At 33.3% G+C, this 14,826-nt stretch carries 19 protein-coding genes and 1 riboswitch; of the genes, 4 read left to right on the forward strand and 15 right to left on the reverse strand.

Annotation, left to right across the window (positions count from 1 at the left end; translation table 11 throughout):
- Window positions 1–167: 167 nt before the first annotated feature.
- The 5 genes from sufB to sufC form a co-directional block, all read right to left on the reverse strand.
- Window positions 168–1,565 (reverse strand): Fe-S cluster assembly protein SufB, encoded by a 1,398-nt coding sequence (gene sufB / locus CD128_RS07675; RefSeq protein ID WP_103297661.1) that lies wholly within the window; start codon window positions 1,563–1,565, stop codon window positions 168–170.
- Between the two features lie 197 nt (window positions 1,566–1,762).
- Window positions 1,763–2,224, reverse strand: a complete 462-nt coding sequence (gene sufU, locus CD128_RS07680) for a Fe-S cluster assembly sulfur transfer protein SufU (RefSeq protein ID WP_103329421.1) — start codon at window positions 2,222–2,224, stop codon at window positions 1,763–1,765.
- Entirely contained in the window at window positions 2,214–3,464 is a 1,251-nt protein-coding gene (locus CD128_RS07685; RefSeq protein WP_197730775.1) for a cysteine desulfurase, read from the reverse strand. The genes sufU and CD128_RS07685 overlap by 11 nt, the downstream gene beginning before the upstream one ends.
- 32 nt (window positions 3,465–3,496) lie before the next feature.
- A complete protein-coding gene (gene sufD, locus CD128_RS07690; RefSeq protein ID WP_103329423.1) occupies window positions 3,497–4,804 on the reverse strand; it encodes a Fe-S cluster assembly protein SufD in 1,308 nt (435 codons plus the stop codon).
- A gap of 174 nt (window positions 4,805–4,978) precedes the next feature.
- The gene (gene sufC / locus CD128_RS07695) at window positions 4,979–5,740 is read right to left on the reverse strand and encodes a Fe-S cluster assembly ATPase SufC (RefSeq protein WP_103329424.1); all 762 of its coding nucleotides are present in this window, start codon (window positions 5,738–5,740) and stop codon (window positions 4,979–4,981) included.
- Window positions 5,741–6,078: 338 nt separating this feature from the next.
- On the opposite strand from sufC, the gene popT reads away from it, so the two are divergent.
- Entirely contained in the window at window positions 6,079–6,951 is an 873-nt protein-coding gene (gene popT, locus CD128_RS07700) for a polyprenyl-phosphate transporter PopT (protein WP_103329425.1), read from the forward strand.
- Between the two features lie 27 nt (window positions 6,952–6,978).
- Here the strand turns inward: popT and CD128_RS07705 are convergent, their stop codons facing one another.
- Window positions 6,979–7,170 carry a CsbD family protein gene (locus CD128_RS07705; protein WP_103329426.1) on the reverse strand — a complete coding sequence of 64 codons (192 nt, stop codon included), beginning with the start codon at window positions 7,168–7,170 and terminating at the stop codon, window positions 6,979–6,981.
- Window positions 7,171–7,336: 166 nt separating this feature from the next.
- On the opposite strand from CD128_RS07705, the gene CD128_RS11865 reads away from it, so the two are divergent.
- Window positions 7,337–7,501, forward strand: coding sequence for a hypothetical protein (locus CD128_RS11865; RefSeq protein WP_167797499.1), 165 nt, complete (start codon window positions 7,337–7,339; stop codon window positions 7,499–7,501).
- Between the two features lie 95 nt (window positions 7,502–7,596).
- Here the strand turns inward: CD128_RS11865 and CD128_RS07710 are convergent, their stop codons facing one another.
- The 7 genes from CD128_RS07710 to CD128_RS07740 all read right to left on the reverse strand — a co-directional run bounded on the left by CD128_RS07710 (window position 7,597) and on the right by CD128_RS07740 (window position 12,228).
- On the reverse strand, window positions 7,597–8,412 hold the full coding sequence (locus CD128_RS07710; RefSeq protein WP_103329427.1) for a MetQ/NlpA family ABC transporter substrate-binding protein: 816 nt from the start codon (window positions 8,410–8,412) through the stop codon (window positions 7,597–7,599).
- A gap of 20 nt (window positions 8,413–8,432) precedes the next feature.
- The gene (locus CD128_RS07715) at window positions 8,433–9,128 is read right to left on the reverse strand and encodes a methionine ABC transporter permease (RefSeq protein ID WP_103329428.1); all 696 of its coding nucleotides are present in this window, start codon (window positions 9,126–9,128) and stop codon (window positions 8,433–8,435) included.
- The gene (locus CD128_RS07720; protein WP_103329429.1) at window positions 9,121–10,146 is read right to left on the reverse strand and encodes a methionine ABC transporter ATP-binding protein; all 1,026 of its coding nucleotides are present in this window, start codon (window positions 10,144–10,146) and stop codon (window positions 9,121–9,123) included. The genes CD128_RS07715 and CD128_RS07720 overlap by 8 nt, the downstream gene beginning before the upstream one ends.
- An 82-nt stretch (window positions 10,147–10,228) precedes the next feature.
- A riboswitch (SAM riboswitch) is annotated at window positions 10,229–10,335 on the reverse strand.
- Between the two features lie 57 nt (window positions 10,336–10,392).
- Entirely contained in the window at window positions 10,393–10,689 is a 297-nt protein-coding gene (locus CD128_RS07725; RefSeq protein ID WP_103329430.1) for a thioredoxin family protein, read from the reverse strand.
- Entirely contained in the window at window positions 10,682–11,068 is a 387-nt protein-coding gene (locus CD128_RS07730; RefSeq protein WP_103298693.1) for a toprim domain-containing protein, read from the reverse strand. Before CD128_RS07730 ends, CD128_RS07725 begins: the two co-directional genes overlap by 8 nt.
- 269 nt (window positions 11,069–11,337) lie before the next feature.
- Complete coding sequence (gene gcvH, locus CD128_RS07735; RefSeq protein ID WP_103329431.1) at window positions 11,338–11,718, reverse strand: glycine cleavage system protein GcvH; 381 nt, start codon at window positions 11,716–11,718, stop codon at window positions 11,338–11,340.
- 156 nt (window positions 11,719–11,874) lie between these two features.
- Complete coding sequence (locus tag CD128_RS07740; RefSeq protein WP_103329432.1) at window positions 11,875–12,228, reverse strand: arsenate reductase family protein; 354 nt, start codon at window positions 12,226–12,228, stop codon at window positions 11,875–11,877.
- A gap of 145 nt (window positions 12,229–12,373) precedes the next feature.
- Here CD128_RS07740 and CD128_RS07745 point away from each other — a divergent pair, with 145 nt between their 5' ends.
- Window positions 12,374–12,697 (forward strand): thioredoxin family protein, encoded by a 324-nt coding sequence (locus CD128_RS07745; protein WP_103329433.1) that lies wholly within the window; start codon window positions 12,374–12,376, stop codon window positions 12,695–12,697.
- A 54-nt stretch (window positions 12,698–12,751) separates the two neighbouring features.
- Here CD128_RS07745 and CD128_RS07750 read toward each other — a convergent pair whose 3' ends face one another.
- The gene (locus tag CD128_RS07750) at window positions 12,752–13,291 is read right to left on the reverse strand and encodes a nitroreductase family protein (RefSeq protein WP_103329434.1); all 540 of its coding nucleotides are present in this window, start codon (window positions 13,289–13,291) and stop codon (window positions 12,752–12,754) included.
- A gap of 70 nt (window positions 13,292–13,361) precedes the next feature.
- Complete coding sequence (gene aroD, locus CD128_RS07755) at window positions 13,362–14,087, reverse strand: type I 3-dehydroquinate dehydratase (protein ID WP_103329435.1); 726 nt, start codon at window positions 14,085–14,087, stop codon at window positions 13,362–13,364.
- A gap of 171 nt (window positions 14,088–14,258) precedes the next feature.
- On the opposite strand from aroD, the gene CD128_RS07760 reads away from it, so the two are divergent.
- A complete protein-coding gene (locus CD128_RS07760) occupies window positions 14,259–14,681 on the forward strand; it encodes an organic hydroperoxide resistance protein (protein ID WP_103298699.1) in 423 nt (140 codons plus the stop codon).
- Window positions 14,682–14,826: the final 145 nt, after the last annotated feature.

Below are 14,826 nucleotides of genomic sequence, written 5' to 3' on the forward strand. Positions count from 1 at the left end.
TATGTAGGATAAATATTGATATTTATTCAAAATATTCCCTACTCCAAATTTTGATAAACGCTAACTCTTTCTAATCGAATAACAAAAAACGTCAACGCACTTATAAAAGATAAATACGTTGACGTTCTTAATATTAACTAAGAAACAGAAAATCTCATAGGCTAAAATTAACCTATAGATCCCTCCATCTCGAATTTGATTAAACGGTTCATTTCTACCGCATATTCCATTGGTAATTCTTTAGTGAATGGTTCGATGAAGCCCATTACGATCATTTCAGTCGCTTCTTCTTCAGAAATACCACGGCTCATTAGGTAGAATAATTGTTCTTCAGATACTTTAGAAACTTTCGCTTCATGTTCTAATGAAATATTGTCATTGAATACTTCATTGTAAGGAATTGTATCTGATGTTGATTCGTTATCTAAGATTAATGTGTCACATTCGATGTTAGAACGTGCACCTTTCGCTTTACGTCCAAAGTGAACGATACCACGATAGATAACTTTACCACCATTTTTAGAAATAGATTTAGACACGATAGTTGAAGATGTGTTTGGTGCTTTATGAATCATTTTAGCACCAGCATCTTGAACTTGTCCTTTACCAGCGAATGCGATTGATAATGTACTACCTTTCGCACCTTCACCTAAAAGTACACAGTTAGGGTATTTCATTGTTAACTTAGAACCTAAGTTACCGTCAACCCATTCCATGTTACCATTTTCATGGACAAAAGTACGTTTCGTAACTAAGTTATAAACGTTGTTTGCCCAGTTTTGGATTGTAGTATAACGTACATGGGCATCTTTATGAACGATGATTTCAACTACTGCTGAGTGTAATGAACTAGTTGTGTAAACTGGTGCAGTACAGCCTTCAACGTAGTTTACTGAAGCACCTTCATCAGCAATGATTAATGTACGTTCGAATTGACCCATGTTCTCTGAGTTAATACGGAAGTATGCTTGTAATGGTGTATCTAATTTAACATTTTTAGGTACATAGATGAATGAACCACCTGACCATACAGCTGAGTTAAGTGCTGCGAATTTATTGTCAGCAGCTGGAATAACAGAAGCAAAGTATTCTTTGAATAGTTCTTCGTTTTCACGTAAAGCACTATCAGTATCTTTAAAGATAATACCTTTTTCTTCTAATTCTTTTTCCATGTTATGATAAACAACTTCTGATTCATATTGCGCAGAAACACCTGCTAAATATTTTTGTTCAGCTTCAGGAATACCTAATTTATCAAATGTACGTTTAATTTCTTCAGGTACTTCGTCCCATGAACGTTCAGTATGCTCTGAAGGTTTAACGTAGTAAGTGATGTCATCAAAGTCTAATTCTGATAAGTCGCCACCCCATTGAGGCATTGGCATTTTATAGAATAATTTTAAAGCTTTAAGTCTGAAGTCAAGCATCCATTCTGGCTCTTCCTTCATTTTAGAAATTTCTCTAACGATATTTTCTGTTAAACCACGTTCTGATCGGAAAATGGAAACATCCTCATCATGGAAACCATATTTATAATCCCCAACATCAGGTGCTTTTTTAGCCATTTCAATCACTCCTTAAATATATTTAAACGTCGTGCGTGAGATTTTTAATATTCATTATTTCTATTGCTATTGTAACAACATGCAACTTACATAAAAAGTCACAAGTGTAAAAAGTTAAATGAATTTATGATTAAAATACTACTATCTTTCAAGTTGAATAAAGACTTTATTCAACTTGAAAATTTAGTTAGAACTGTTTATTCTTCAGTAGTACCTTCAGCTTTACCTTCTTTTTCAACTGTACCTTTTTCGAGTGCTTTCCAAGCTAAAGTAGCACATTTAATTCGAGCAGGGAATTGTGAAACACCTGATAATGCTTCAATATCTCCCATATCTTCAGTAATTTCATAGTCTTCGCCAAGCATCATTTTAGTGAATTCTTGGCTCATTTGCATCGCTTCGCCTAACGAATGGCCTTTTACGGCTTCAGTCATCATTGATGCACTAGACATTGAAATTGAACAACCTTCGCCTTCAAATTTAGCATCATTGATAATACCGTCTTCGATATCAAATGTTAATCTGATGCGGTCACCACAAGTAGGATTGTTCATATCTACTGTCATTGATCCATTGTCTAAAACGCCTTTGTTTCTAGGGTTTTTATAATGATCCATAATTACAGATCTATAAAGTTGATCTAAATTATTAAAATTCATAAGAGAAAAACTCCTTCGTTTGTTTCAATGCTTCAACTAATTGATCTACATCTTCTTTTGTATTATAAATGTAGAAACTAGCACGAGCAGTTGATGAAACGTTTAGCCATTTCATTAATGGTTGCGCACAGTGATGTCCTGCTCTTACTGCAACACCTTCTGTATCGACAGCAGTTGCGACATCATGTGGATGAATGTTAGCTAAATTAAATGTAATCACACCAGCGCGTCGTTCTTTTGGTGGACCATAAATTTCTAATCCTTCAATGGCTGACATTTGATCGTATGCATATTCTGTAAGTTCTTTTTCATGTTTATGAATCGCTTCAAAGCCTAAATTCTCAATATAGCGGATAGCTTCAGCTAAACCAATGGCTTGAGCGATTAATGGAGTGCCTGCTTCAAACTTCGTAGGTAAGTCTGCCCAAGTCGCATCATATTTACTTACGAAGTCAATCATGTCGCCACCAAATTCAACAGGTTCCATATCTTTAAGTAAATCACGTTTACCATATAATACGCCGACACCTGTTGGGCCTAACATTTTGTGACCACTGAAACTGAAGAAATCAGCATCTAGGTCTTGAACATCAATATCCATATGAGGTGCAGATTGCGCACCATCTACACTAATAATCGCGCCATGTTCATGAGCAATCTTAGCGATTTCTTTAACGTCATTAATTGTACCTAGTACATTCGATACATGTGCAATCGCTACAATTTTAGTTTTATCATTAATTGTTGCTTTGACATCTTCAATGCGTAGTTCTCCCTCATCTGTCATAGGGATGAATTTTAAAGATGCATTTTTACGTTTAGCTAGTTGTTGCCAAGGGACAATGTTTGCATGATGTTCCATTTCAGTAACAACAATTTCATCGCCCTCTTCAATATTCGCATCACCATAGCTACGTGCCACGATATTAATAGAAGCTGTTGTGCCTCTAGTAAAGATGACTTCTTCAAAATATTTCGCGTTAATGAAACGTCGAACCGTTTCACGTGCACCTTCATAACCATCTGTTGCAAGTGAACCAAGTGTGTGTACCCCACGGTGAACATTAGAGTTATAACGTTTGTAGTAATCGTCTAACACATTTAACACTTGGACTGGTTTTTGACTTGTCGCTGTTGAATCAAGATAGGCTAATCTTTTTCCATTAACTTTTTGATTTAAAATAGGAAAATCTTTGATAATTTCCTCAATATTTAATGAAGTTTCGGCCACTTTATTCACGACCTTTCTGTTATTAAAAATCTCGTCTTCGATTATTTGTTTACTTTTAATTCGATAACTTCTCTTAATTGACGTTTAACGTCTTCGATTGGTAATTCACGTACGACTGGATCTAAGAAACCATGAATTACTAAACGTTCAGCTTCTCTTTGAGAAATACCGCGACTCATTAAGTAATAAAGTTGTTCTGGATCTACACGTCCAACTGATGCTGCGTGTCCAGCTTCTACGTCATCTTCATCAATTAACAAGATTGGGTTAGCATCGCCACGTGCATTTTCAGAAAGCATTAAAACACGTGATTCTTGGTTAGCGATAGATTTCGTACCGCCATGTTTAATGTAACCAATACCATTAAAGATAGATGATGCGTCCTCAAGCATAACGCCATGTTTCAAGATATAACCATTTGTTTCTTTACCGTATTGAACGATTTTAGATGTAAGGTTAATCTTTTGATCGCCAGTTCCAACTACTACTGATTTAAGTTCACTTGTAGAACGGTCGCCTACTAAGTTTGTAGTATTATCAATAATTTGACTACCTTCATTCATTAAGCCTAATGCCCAGTTAATAGATGCATCGGCTTCAGTTGTGCCACGACGAATAATGTGACCAGTGAAACCTTTATCAAGGTAATCTACTGAACCATAAGTGATATTTGAGTTAGCGCCTGCGATAACTTCAGAAACAATGTTTAATTGGCTACCTTCGCCACTTACAGTTGAAAGATAGTTCTCAACGTAAGTTACTTCAGCACTTTCTTCAGTTGCGATAATTACGTGGTTGTAGAAACTAGCATTCTCGTCGTCATGTAATACAACGTATTGAATAGGATCTTCAACTACCACATTTTTAGGAACGTATACAAATACGCCACCATTCATTAAAGCAGTGTGTAATGCTGTTAAGCGATGTTCATCCACACTTACTGCTTCAGTCATTAAATATTTTTGAACTAAATCACTGTGATTTACTAATGCTTCAGATAAACCTTCAATAATTACACCGTTGTTTTGCGCTTGTTCAGATACGTGTGTATAAGCTAACGCATTATTGTGTTGAATAATTAAGTTTTTAGAATTTTCAACGTCGATAATGTTTTTTAATACTTCAGGAAGTTCTGATAAATCATTGAATGCTTTTCCTTCAACATTATGTTCTTTAAACGTGTCGAAATCCCATTTTCTTAATTTAGTTTTATCTGGTTTAGGCATTTCTAAAGTTTCTGTTAATTTCAACGCTTTTTGACGTAATTCAGTCATCCAAGAAGGTTCATTGTGCGCTTTAGAATAATCAACAAGTTGTTCTTCAGAAATGTTCAAAGTTTCAGTTGTCATAACTCTTTTTCCTCCTACTTGATGAAAAGTTTTAGCGACTGTAGAACGACTTTACCTATTTTTCCACTTTCAAAAGGTAAATCTTCCCAGTCTTACATATTTAATAGCTTTGATTAAGCTAGTGACATTGACTAAGCTCTGTCATGTTTCATCATTTAAATGAACATTTATAGACTATTCTTGAGCACCAAATTCTTCTTTAACCCATTCGTAACCTTCTTCTTCAAGACGTTTAGCTAATTCTGGGCCACCTGATTTAACTACTTTACCGCCGTACATAACGTGTACTTTGTCTGGAGTAATGTAGTTTAATAAACGTTGATAGTGCGTAATCATTAATGCACCGAAGTTTTCGCCACGCATTTCGTTGATACCTTTAGATACAACTTTTAACGCATCGATATCTAAACCTGAGTCAATTTCGTCAAGAATTGCAAATTTAGGTTCTAACATCATTAATTGTAAAATTTCGTTACGTTTTTTCTCACCGCCTGAGAAGCCTTCGTTTAAGTAACGTTGCGCCATATCTTTGTCGATATCTAAGAAGTCCATTTGTTTATCTAATTTCTTAATGAATTGCATTAAGTTAATTTCTTGTCCTTCTTCACGTTTAGCATTGATAGCTGAACGCATAAAGTCCGCATTTGTTACACCAGTAATTTCTGATGGATATTGCATAGCTAAGAAAAGACCTGCTTTAGCTCTTTCATCAACTTCTAATTCTAAAATATTAACGCCATCTAATAACACTTCACCTTGTGTTACTTCATATGATGGATGTCCCATAATTGCAGATGATAAAGTAGATTTACCTGTACCGTTTGGTCCCATGATTGCATGTACTTCACCTGTATTAACTGTTAAATTAACACCTTTTAAGATTTCTTTATCTTCAATAGACACGTGTAGGTCTTTGATTTCTAATGTTGATGACATTTATATTCCCTCCGTAAATATAAAGTTTTCTTAACTAGTTTATAATAATTTTAATTTGTAGTCAAAAAGACTTTGTGTACTTTAATACACTTCATTATAACGCAAATGTCCCCTAATATAAACTTATTAAAACGCTAAATTAGAGTCATTATTTAACTAAAATTATTTTTATCTAGCTTAATTTAGCACAATGAAACTGATAATCATAGGCTTGTTGTTCTCAATAACACCACAGAATATATTTCTAATTATTTTGTAATTTTATTTTCAAAAGATTTCCTTAATCTATGAAAATCTGTTATGATGCAATTTAACTTTTATTTAGAAAGGAGACATTCATGCAAGGTTTTAGGTGGATTAATATTATAAAAGGATTTGGAATGGGAACTACTGATTTAATTCCCGGTATTAGTGGAGGCACTATCGCTTTATTATTAGGCATATACGATGATTTTATTTCATCAATTAGTGGACTATTCTTTAAGCGATTCTGGCCTAGTTTGAAATTTTTACTTCCTATATTAATAGGTATGGGATTAGCCATTGGTATCTTAAGTAATTTAATCAATTATTTATTAGAACATCATCAAGTGGTTACAATGTTTTTCTTTACTGGGTTAATTATTGGTATTATTCCTTATCTGTTAAGAACAGCGAATTTTAAAGAGACATTTCATGCCAAACATTACGCTGTTTTAATACTAGGTATCATTATTCTTGTTGCGATTACTTTAATGAATTCAGGTGACCAACGTGCAGACACATCACTTCATTTATCTTTTAGTCTTATTATTAAATATTTTTTAGCTGGAGTATGTGCTTCTAGTGCAATGTTATTACCTGGAATTTCAGGTTCCTTTATGTTACTCGTATTTGGCGCTTATGGCACTGTAATGTTAGCCGTTGCAGACTTAGTCAAATTCAACTTTGATGGCTTACCTGTATTGTTAATCGTAGGACTTGGCATTATTGTAGGCTTTTTACTTTCAAGTCGTATTATTAAATACTTCCTGCACCATCATTTTGTTATGACCTTTGCTTTAATCACAGGCTTTGTAATCGGATCGATTTATGCCGTATTCCCTGGCTTACCTAGTAGCTTAGTTGAGTGGTTAATCGCAATCATATTATTGGTGATTGGATTTGCTGGGAGTTATGCATTAGGTAGAATTACCAGTGAAAATGAAGCAAAAAAAAACGCATGTGCTTAGCACATGCGTTTATTCTTATACAACAACTTATTTATTGTCGTTGCCTTTAACTTTGTCGATTAAGTCGTTAGCTTTATCTTTAACGTTATCAACAACTTCTTTTGCTTTGCCAGAAGCTTTATCGCCTTGGCCATCTTTTTCTAAATCTTTATTATCAGTTGCGTTACCAACTGTTTCTTTAATATTACCTTTTGCTTGTTCAAATTTATCTTCAGCCATTTGAAATTCCTCCTTGAAAGACTGATGTCTTATTTAGTTATTATCTACCCGCTCTTCTCTTTATTAAACATAATTCATTCATTTTTTGAAAAAATTCTTTAATCACAATGACTCATATATAATAGATAGTAACAGTACATATTAAATTAGAAAGGATTGAGACAAATTGAAGTTTATACATTTTAGTGCAATGACTGAAAATGGTTTAAATAAAAAAGTAAATCGATTTTTAGAAGAAAATCCAAATATCGAAATTATCAAATTCGATTATAGTCTAGGTACAAGTGGTTTTGGAGTTGGAATGCTTTATAGAAACACTTCTACTTTCTAAATTATTTACGATAAAGTAATAGCCTTTATTTTCATTATCTACATAACAAAAGCCCTGAACCATAACGGTTACAGGGCTTTCATTTATTTCATCAATTATTTAGCAGGTACTACTGCACCTTTATATTTATCATTAATGAAATCACGAATATCTTTAGATTGTAATACTTCAATTAAAGCTTTAATTTTCTCATCATCTTTATGACCTTTTTGAACAGCAATTAAGTTTGCATAAGGATTGTTGTTTGCTTTTTCAACTACGATTGAATCTTTTTGTGGATTTAATTTTTGATCAATTGCATAGTTAGAGTTAATGATAGCAGCATCTACATCTTGGTTTTGGTAAATTTTTGGTAAGTATTCAGCTGACTGTTTGTTATTGAATTTAATGTCTTTTTTGTTTTCAGTGATATCTTCGAATTTAGCGTCTTCGATTTTAACACCTTTTTTGATTTTAATTAAACCTTCATCAACGAAGAATTTTAAGAAACGACCTTGTTCAGCTGGGTTGTTAGAAACGTATACTGTAGCACCTTTTGGAAGGTCTTTTAAGCTTTTATATTTTTTAGAATATACAGCCATTGGTTCTAAGTGGACTTTACCAGCATCTTCAATTTTGTATCCTTTTTCTTTGCTTTCAGTTTTTAAGTAAGGTACGTGTTGGAAGTAGTTAGCGTCTAATTCACCTTTATCTAATAATTTATTAGGTGTAGTGTAATCGTTAATTGTTTTAATTTCTAAGTCATAGCCTTTCTTTTTAAGTAAAGGTTTTGCTTTTTCCAAAATTTCAGCGTGAGGAGCTGGTGAAGCACCAACTACGATTTTTTTGTCTTTGTCCCCTCCGCCATTACCACATGCGGCTAATACAACAGTAAGTGTAAGTACTAAAAGTAAACTTAAAAGTTTTTTCATTAAATCAAACCTCTTTTCCCTTATCGTTTATCAATTTTATTTGTAATCCAATCCCCAATGAATTGAATTATAAATACAATAATTAAAATGAAGACAGTTGAAACTAAGATGACATCATTTTGGCTACGTGTGAAACCAGTTAAGTAAGCTAAGTTACCTAAACCACCCGCGCCGATAACACCGGCAATTGCAGTTGAACCAACTAAAGCAATCGCTGTAACAGTAATACCTGATACAAGTGCTGGCATCGCTTCTGGAAGTAAGACTTTCCAAATAATTGTCCATGTACTTGCTCCCATTGATTGCGCCGCTTCAATGACACCTTTATCAATTTCCTTAAATGCAATTTCTACTAATCTTGCATAGAATGGCGCTGCTCCAATGATTAAGGCTGGCAACGCACCAGTTGGACCACTTATTGTTCCCAAAAGGACACTTGTAAATGGAATTAATAACAAGATTAAGATAATAAATGGAATTGCTCGGAATAAGTTAACTATAAATGAAACTATACTATAAAAAATTCTTGCCCCAGTAGAATTGCTTCTAGCTGATAAGAAGAGTAATACACCTAAGATTAAGCCTAGAATAAACGCGAAGATTGTTGAAACGATAGTCATGTATAACGTTTCATAAATCGCTTGCCAAACATCTGGCCATTGTACATTAGGCATAGTAATCATCTCATGAAGAATGTCACCATATGATTTATTCATGCTTAATCACCTCCACATTAACATGTCGCTTGTGTAAATCATTTTTAAATTCTTCAAAAGCATCATGTGTAATATGTGGGATATGGATAACTAAAAATCCAATTGAACCCTCACGTGTATTTTTAATATTTGCTTCAAGAATATTAATATCAATATTCAAGTTTTTAGTTATGTAAGACACGATAGGTTCAGTAGCATTGTTACCATTAAAGTTGAGTCTCACAATATAAGCATCTGAATCTAATGGCTCTAAATGTTTAATTGAGTCTTCAAAGTCATCATCTAAGTCATCTTTAACAAAGCGTTTTGTCACTTCGTGTTGAGGATTTTCAAAGACTTCGCTTACTCTACCTTGTTCAATGACACGACCATTTTCCATAACAGCTACTTCATCACAAATACGTCTGATTACTTGCATTTCATGAGTAATAATGACAATTGTGAGATTTTGTCTTTCTTTTATTTTTAAAAGTAAATCTAAAATTTCATCGGTAGTTTGTGGGTCGAGTGCGCTTGTTGCTTCATCGCACAATAGCACGTCTGGATCATTTGCCAAGGCACGTGCGATACCTACTCTTTGCTTTTGTCCACCAGATAATTCTGAAGGATAAGCATTCTCTCTACCTTTTAAGCCTACAAGCTCAACGAGTTCTAAAGCTTTTTCCTTAGCTTTCGCTTTAGACGCGCCAGCAATTTCAAGCGGAAACATAATATTTTTTAAAACAGTTCGTGACCACAATAGATTAAAATGTTGGAAAACCATACTTACTTTTTGACGTTTTTTTCTTAACTCTGCTTTTGAAAGTTTGTTAATATTGTCGCCATCTATAATAATGTCCCCTGATGTAGGTTCCTCTAGATTGTTGAACATTCTAATTAACGTACTTTTACCAGCACCAGAGAATCCAATCACTCCAAAAATTGAGCCTGATTCTATTTTTAAGTCAACGTGATCAACTGCTAGAACATCTTTATTCTTTGTGTGATAGCGTTTAACTACTTGATTTAATTCAATCACGTTAAGTGCCTCCTTAAAACTTTATGTAATTAAAAAATGCTTTCTCACTTTAGTTAAGTTGAGAAAGCATTGAAATATCTTTCTCTCATCTTCTAAAGTGTTAAACTTTATGTGAATTGGCACCATTTCTATTGTCTAGACGGTTGCCGGGCTTCATAGGGCACATCCCTCCACCTCTCTTGATAAGAGTTTTCGCACTATTTAATTAATTTATATCCTACCATTGCACTATAATTTCGTCAATAATTATTTTAATTTTTCTAACAAATAAGGTACAGACTGAAATGCGTAGATTCTATCTAGTTCCTTATCCTTGTTCATAATCATTAACACAGGCACGGACATAATTTTATTTTCTTCGCTAAATTCTGGATGAAAATTTAAATCTATCTTTTTAATTGGCAATTTTAAAATTTCGTTTGCGATATCTAACATACGCTCAGAAATTTTACATGTGCCACACATGGGCGTATACCCAAAGATAAGATGCTTATCCTCTTTGAAGTTTTCTCTAATATCTTCCACTTTTATTGTACTACTCATTCATTAATACTAACCTTTCAGTCGTTAAATTAGGTATGAGACGCTTCTCTTTTCGAACAGTAAAACCATATCTGCTCAAAACATTAGCAAGATAGTTTTTAGGACATCGTGCGACTTCACAATATGTTTTATCAACATAGATGTGTTCACTTTCGCTTAAATATCGTTTAAACCACTTTCTAATCTTCTCACCCTCGTTATCCGAATCTGCAAGTACATACACTTGCTTACCATATAATGATTCGATCATATCATCTATCTTGTCGATACTCATTGTACCATGTGTACAGATAATATTGACAGGTTCAGCGATGACTTGTTGTACTCTCTTCTTATCAGATTTACCTTCAACAATAATAACTTTATTTAAAATTGCCATGCTCATCCACCTTCTAAGTCGATAATAAACAATCATTAACTTCTTCACGGAATAATCAAATTCTAAACGTTTTTTACTAAGACTTAACATTTAGAATTATTAAATTTTTGAAAAGCTCACTAACTATCATTATTTAATTTTAAGGTGTATATACTTATCCTTACATACATATGTATTTCATGTGTGGTCGAAAGTATTAATATTTGAGTAAATTAATTTTTAATAAAATAAAAAACTCCAAGATACGAAATCAAGGAGTTCCCTGTTAATTATTCGCCAATCATTTCAGAATATTGATCAGCACTTAATAAATCGTCTAATTGACTTTCATCACTAAGTTCAACTTTAACCATCCATGCTTTTTCGTATGGTGATTCGTTTACGAACTCAGGGCTATCTTCTAATTCTTCGTTAATTTCAACAATTTTACCAGATACTGGTGCATATAATTCAGAAACAGTTTTAACTGATTCTACGCTACCAAAAGTATCCCCTTCATTGATTTCATCATCAACGTCTGGTAATTCAACGAATACGATATCACCTAATTCGCCTTGTGCGTATTCAGTAATACCAATTGTTACTGTGTTGCCTTCAACTTTAACCCATTCATGTTCTTTAGAATATTTTAATTCGCTCGGTACTGCCACGAAAATCCCCTCCTAAAATTAATTACAATTTAATGATGCCATACCGTTAGTTTTCATTCAACTATTAATATTAAAAGTCGATACAATTTATTGAATTAATATTTGTAAAATTAAACTATTTTAACTAATAAGAAAAATTAACATTTCATATAAGCCTTATAGCCAAGTTTCCTTATATTGATCTTCCTTAAAACCTAAAGTTAATTTGTCACCTGAAATCGCTAATGGACGTTTCACTAACATACCATCTGAAGCTAATAGTTCTAATTTTTCATCATTAGATAAATCATTCAATTTATCTTTTAAACCTAATTCACGGTATTTAGCTCCATGCGTATTAAATAATTTATTAATTTCTACACCTGTTTTTTCTATGATATCTTCAAATTCTTTTTTTGTTGGTGTGTGTTGCACAATATCAATCGGCTCGTAACTTACGCCATGTGTCTCTAAAAATTTAGCTGCTTTTTTACAAGTCGTACAATTTGAATATTGATAAAATTTAATCATTCAGATGTAACCTCCTATATTGATTTAACCTAAATATATCAGAAAACTTATGTAAACGCTCTATATTTTTTAAGCTTTATTTTTCGAATAAAATAAATATTCCGTTATAATATAGGTAGCATTTAACTCAAAGGAGCGTATATACATGAAAAGCATTAAAACAACAGATGAATTTAAATCTACCATCCAAAGCGATCAACCCGTTATCGTGAAATTCGAAGCAGGTTGGTGTCCTGATTGTAAAGCAATGGACATGTGGATTGATCCAATCGTTGAAAAATATAACCAATACGATTGGTATACAGTCAATCGTGACGAATTAGAAGATGTAGCAGCTGATAATGAAGTAATGGGCATCCCAAGTTTATTAGTTTTTGAAAATGGCAATAAACGTGCACATTTACATTCAGCTAATGCAAAATCACCAGAACAAGTTGAATCATTCTTAGAAGAAACATTTAACAAATAAGTAATAAATAAATGACGGAACTCTTGAATTTTTAGAGTTCCGTCATTTTTTATATTAATACTCAGAAATCAAGTTTTTACTTTTACGATGTGCTTTTGGTGGTACAACTTCTAAATCAGTTAAATAAAGTAAACCAGCAATCGCTTCATCATCTTTAATGCCTAACACTTTACGCACTTTAGGTTCAAAGATGTAAGGTGGTGTTTTCCAACATGTACCAATGCCTTTTTCATATAATAATAACATCAAGTTTTGAGCATATGCGCCCATCGCAAAGAAGTTCTCACGATTTTGACGTTGACGTGGGTCCGTTTTCAATACTAGTACTAACATCCCACCTAAATTTGTAACTGCATTGTAGTGATCTTCTTGTTTCTCTGGACTATTTGGAAAGGCGAATGGCGTTATATCTCTACTCATATCGCCTAATCTATCTTTTGCTACATGGATCACTCTCCATGGCTCTCTCATTCCATGATTAGGAGCATCTGTAGCCTTCTCAATCGCATCAAATAATGCCTCATCATCGATAATCATATCATGTTTAAACTTTTTAATACTTCTTCTTGAAGAAATTGCTTCTTGTAATTCCACAATTATCGCTCCTTCATAATGATAACTATTATCAATTATAAGCTTTTATATCAGCAAATTCAAATGTATGCTACATATTTTCATAGAATGATAATTGCGCTTTCAATGTCTTCACATGTAGTTGGCCAGGCGCTTGAGGCTCTCCTAAACAGCCATAAGAAACCGCCCCTCCAAAGGCTCCTTGGGCCACGCGACTTACGACACCTAACTGTGACATCGAAATTCCAATTACTTTAGGATAAACAGCATCCACACTGGCAGCCATCGCTTGTAATAACGTAGCAACGTCTTCTCGACATTGTGGCATAACTGCGATTTTGACATAATCAGGATTCAATTGATGCATTTTATAATATGTGAATTTTAATATATCTATGTCTGGTGTCTCTTGAAAATTATGATACGACACTACAACTTGCTTATAATTTTCTTGTGCCAAACGAACGAAATCACGATGGGCAAAGACATCATAATCACTATCCCACTCAATATCAATCATATGATAGTAATCTAAATGCACAATATCTTGTAAAAGCTTCATATATGCGTCATAAGGTAAACTACCTTTACCACCTTGTTCAGTTGTACGATATGTTACCAATACTTTAAAATTTGCATCTTGATTGTTCAATATTTCGAGATTTTTAGTAAGTAATTGAATATGATTTTCTGGCCATTGATCAATACGTAGTTCCACTATATCTATCTCATTTTGATATTGGTTTAAATCATTTAATGTGGTGTTATCTATTAATTCTGTTGGCGCTATTGTTGCGGCTACTTCTACAGTTGTCATGAAACTCCCTACTTTCTCGATATTATTTTGTTTTATTTTAAACTATTGTGCCTACAACTCCAAACTCGTGAGGTTTTGGTGCTTCATTTTCCTAAAAAATTAAATATGTATGATTTAAAAAATCAAAGATGGGTATACAGTGATTGAACACGAATTTAGGAGGTAATAATAATGGCAGTTCAATATGAAACTAAAGCAACAAACGTTGGTGGACGTAAAGGACATGTTCACACTGACGATAATGCAATTAATGTAGATGTATTACCACCACAACAAGCGGACGGAAACGCAACTAACCCTGAACAATTATTCGCAGCTGGTTATGCTTCATGCTTCAATGGTGCATTCGATCTTATCTTAAAACAAAACAAAGTTCGCGATGCTGAACCAGAAGTAACATTAACAGTACGTTTAGAAGATGACCCTAATGCAGAAAGTCCTAAATTAGGCGTATCTATCGATGCAAAAGTTAAAAACGTATTATCACAAGAAGACGCTGAAAAATATCTACAAGAAGCACACGAATTCTGCCCTTATTCAAAAGCAGTAAAAGGTAACGTAGATGTAGACTTAAACGTTCAAGTTGTAGACTAATTTCAATAGTTATTAATAATAAATTGTAAAATTTTAACAGAGTAGAACGATGCATGAAATGGTGCATTGTTCTACTCTTTTTTTTTGAAAAAAATTCTATCTTTCTTGTTAAAAACACATTATATCCTGTCTCTTATACACATCT

The sequence above is a fragment of the Staphylococcus croceilyticus genome (genome assembly GCF_002902575.1).
Classification (GTDB): Bacteria; Bacillota; Bacilli; order Staphylococcales; family Staphylococcaceae; genus Staphylococcus; species Staphylococcus croceilyticus.